Genomic DNA, 3980 nt, shown 5'->3' with positions numbered 1-3980 from the left:
GCTGGAGCGGATGCCGGAAGGCCACGGCCCGCCCGGATCGGTGCAGCAGGCCGGTGTCCGCCGCGACGGTGAGCGCGTCCCCGGTGCAGCCGAGGCGACCCAGGACCCGCTCGACCAGCTCGAGATCGCCGGTCTCCTCCGCGGCGACGACCAGCAGCGCGGTGCGCACGGCCGCGGGGTATCCGGCGATGCGATCCGCGTAGCCCGCGCACAACCGCCGCGTCAGCTCCTCCGCATCGACTACCTCGGCGGCAGTGTGCGATGAACCTCCGCCCATCCGATCCGCACGCGACAGCCCTCCGCTCGCCGCATCAGCCTGCGGCAACCCTCCGCTCGCCGCATCCCCCCGCGGCAACCCGTCCCCCCGTACCGACCCGTCGGCAGCCATGGCGGGAAATTCCGAGGCCGCCAACGGGTTCCCGGCAGCGGCCCGCAACACCCGGTCGCGCGCGTCCGGGGCGAGATCCGGGAAGCGGTGTGCGAGGAGAGCGGCGGCGGACTCGTGGTCCAGCGGTGCGAGCCGGAGTTCGGGCAATCCGTCGGCGCGGAGTTCGGTATCTCCGGCGAAGAGCAGGGCCAGGTGCTCCGCATCGAGGCGGCGGGCGGCGAACAGCAGGGCGTCCAGGCTGGGACGGTCCAGCAGGTGGGCGTCGTCGATCAGGCACAGCACCGGAGCGGGCGCGGCGAGTTCGGCCAGCAGCGAGAGCACGGCCAAGCCGACGCAGAAGCGGTCGGCAGTGTCGCAGACCCGACGGCCGAGCGCGGTATCCAGGGCGCGGCGCTGCGGTGCCGGTAGTGCGTCCAGAGCGTTGTCGGCATCCTCCCCCACAGCCTCCAGCAACCGGCGCAGGCCCGCGAAGGGCAGGTCGGAGCCGTTCTCGATACCGGTGCAGCGCAGGACCCGCCAGCCCGCGGCGGCGTCCTCGGCCGCGTCCAACAGCGCGGTCTTGCCCAGGCCCGGGTCGGCGATCACGGTCAGCACACGACCGTGGCCCGCCCGTGCGTCGTCGAGCAGGTTGTGGATGTGCTGTATTTCTTTGACACGACCGAACAGCACATGCGACAACCTATGTCCCGGACCGGGAATCAGCAAATGGTGAACGTTCTGATTTCGCACCGTGCGCGCAGGTCGGCCGCACGTACCGAAACGGTCGGTCGGTCCAAAGAGAATGACCGACTATGACCGCGCGAACACTCGACCCACCGACTCCCGGCTCCCGGCGTCCCCCGGCGCCGTCTCTGATCGGCCGCACCGCGGAGGTGCACCGCATCGCGGCCCTCACCGCGGCGGCCGCCGCGGATCGCGGTGGCGGACTCGCCGTGCTCGGCGATTCGGGCACGGGCAAGTCGGCGCTGCTCGGGTACGCGGCAGCGGCGGCCCCCGACTCGGTGCTGGTACTGCAGTGCACCGGAGTCGAGAGCGAGTCCGAATTGCCTTTCGCCGGGCTGCAATTGCTCCTCCACCCCTTCCTGGACCGGCTCGATGCCCTCGCCGAACCACATCGCGGCATCCTGCGCCGGGCCTTCGGCCTGAGCGCCGCCGCGTCCAATCCCTCGAACGACCGCTTCGCGGTCGGCCTGGCCACCCTGGAACTGCTGGCCGAGATCGCCGCCGAGCAGCCGCTGCTGTGCCTGATCGACGATGCGCAGTGGCTGGACTGTCCCTCGGTGGACGCCCTGCACTTCGCGGCGAATCGGCTCGATGCCGAGGCGGTGGCGCTGATCTTCGCGGCACGACCGGAGTACCGCACCGCGCTGCCGGTACTGCGGTTGGGCCCGCTCGACACCGCGCACTCCCGAACTCTGTTGGATGAGCGGTTTCCGCAGCTCGCCCCCGAACTGCGCGACCGGGTGCTCGCCGAGGCGGCCGGAATCCCGCTGGCCATCCTGGAATTGCCGCGCATGGATCTCGACGCACTGCCGGTGGAGCCACTGCCGCTGCCCGAACGGCTCTATGCGGGTTACTGCGATCATATTGCGGCTCAGCATGACTCGACGCGGCTGGCACTCCTGGTGGTGGCCGCCGAAGAGACCGGGTGCGTCACCGTAGTGCGACGCGCCCTGCGCCGGCTCGGGTTGAGCGATGACGCACTGGTGGCAGCCGAGCACTCCAGCATGGTCGTCGTTTCCGGTACCCGAGTGACCTTCCGGCATCCGCTCAAGCGCTCCGCCGCCTACCGGTTGGCTCCGTTCACCAGTCGCCAGACCGTGCACGCGACGCTGGCCGAGGTACTGGCCGACGATCCGGACCGCAGGGCCTGGCATCTGGCCGCCGGGACCGCCGCACCGGACGAAACCGTCGCCGCCGCAGTGGAAGCCGCGGCGCTGCGGGCCGCCGACCGCAGTGCCCACGGCACCGCCGCCACCGCCTTCGAACGCGCGGCGCGACTCACGCCCGATCCGGTGCACGCTGCCCGCCGCCTGACTCGTGCCATGGCGGCACTGATGGAGGCGGGACGGCCCGAGCATGCGCTCGTGGTCGCCGACCGGCTGGACCCCGCGGTACTGGATGCGCCGCGTCGGACCCGCATGCACGAACTGCGCGCACAGATCGCCGTCGAATCCGATTCGCTCGGCACGGCCTACGATCTGTTCCGCACGGCCGCGGCGGAATCCGCTGTCGCGCAGCCCTATCGGGCCGGTCTGCTGCTGCTCGACGCCGCGCGCGCCGCCTGGGTGGCCGGTGATCTGCCGGGCCTGCTCCGCGCCCGAGAGCAGCTGGCCGACCTGGCCCTCGGCACCTCCGCCGCACCGCTGCTGGCCGCCGTGGACGGTCCCATCCAGCTGGCGACCGGTGCCCAGCCCGCCGGTGTCGCGCTCATTCACGCCACGACGAGAACCGGGCGATCGGCACCGGATCCCTCCGCGCGGTTCACCATGGCCCTGCTGGCCACCCTCGCCTCCGATATCGAGCAGGCGCACGCGCTGCTGACCGATCTGGCCGCCGAGTACAGCACGCTCGGCATGGCCGGGCGGCTGCCCGCGGTGCATGGCGCGCTGGGCACGATCCAGCTGCTGCTCGGTCGTTTTCATGATGCCGAGGCCACCTGCCTGGAGGCGGCCCGGTTGGCCGACTGCACGGGCACGCCGAGCCGGGCGCGCCAGGCCCGGTCCATCCTCGCCGTCCTGGCCGCGGTGCGCGGTGACGCCGATCGCTGCCGGGAGCTGGCCGGCCGGCAACCACGGCACCCGCGCCGCGCGGTGAACACCATCGACGCCGCGCACACCGAATGGGCACTGCTGCACCTGGATCTGGCACAGGGGCGCTACGAGGCGGCGGTAGCGCGGGGTGAGGCGCTGGCCAACAGCCCGCACCGGCCGCTGGCCCAGTGGCCGCACCTGCTCGCGGACCGAGTGGAGGCGGCCGTGCGCCAGCGACAGCCGGAGCGGGCCGCCGAACCGCTCGCGGCACTCGTCGAATTCGCCGCCGCGACCGAGAATCCGTGGGTGCAAGGCCTGGCGCTGCGCTGCGGCGCGCTGGTGGACGGCGACGCCGACCGGTACGAGGAAGCGCTGCGCCTGCACGCCGAGGCACAGCGCGGATTCGACCACGCGCGCACCGCACTGCTGTACGGCGAATGGCTGCGGCGGGAGCGCCGGGTGCGGGAGGCACGCGCCCGGCTGTCGACGGCGCTGGCGGACTTCGAACGGCTGGGCGCGCGGCCCTGGGCGGAGCGGGCACGGGCCGAGTCGCGGGCGGCAGGCGGGGCCGAACCCACCGATACCGCAGCGCCCGCGCCGAGTGATCATCGCGTGGGACTGCTCACTCCGCAGGAACTCCAGGTGGTTCGCCTGGCAGCTCTCGGCGCGACCAACAACGAGATCGGCGCACGCCTGTTTCTCAGCCCCAAAACCGTTGGGCACCACCTCTATCGGGCCTTTCCGAAGCTCGGGGTACGCAGTCGCGTCGAGCTGGCTCGGCTGCTGGCCGACGAACCCTGGTGAGCCGTCGCCGGGCGGGGGAGTGAATTGCGGCCCGA

The 3980-nt window shown here is 72.3% G+C and carries 2 protein-coding genes; one reads left to right on the top strand and one right to left on the bottom strand.

The features are described 5' to 3' along the window. The coding region (locus QK444_RS33740; protein ID WP_282786076.1) for an ATP-binding protein at window positions 1-1057 on the bottom strand (1057 nt) is incomplete at its 3' end. Window positions 1058-1179: 122 nt separating this feature from the next. Between QK444_RS33740 and QK444_RS33735 the strand changes: the two genes are divergently transcribed. After that, complete coding sequence (locus QK444_RS33735) at window positions 1180-3945, top strand: helix-turn-helix transcriptional regulator (RefSeq protein WP_282786075.1); 2766 nt, start codon at window positions 1180-1182, stop codon at window positions 3943-3945. Window positions 3946-3980: the final 35 nt, after the last annotated feature.

The organism is Nocardia sp. CC201C (assembly GCF_030010695.1).
GTDB lineage: Bacteria > Actinomycetota > Actinomycetes > Mycobacteriales > Mycobacteriaceae > Nocardia > Nocardia otitidiscaviarum.
This window is presented reverse-complemented; position numbering and strand designations above follow the sequence as displayed.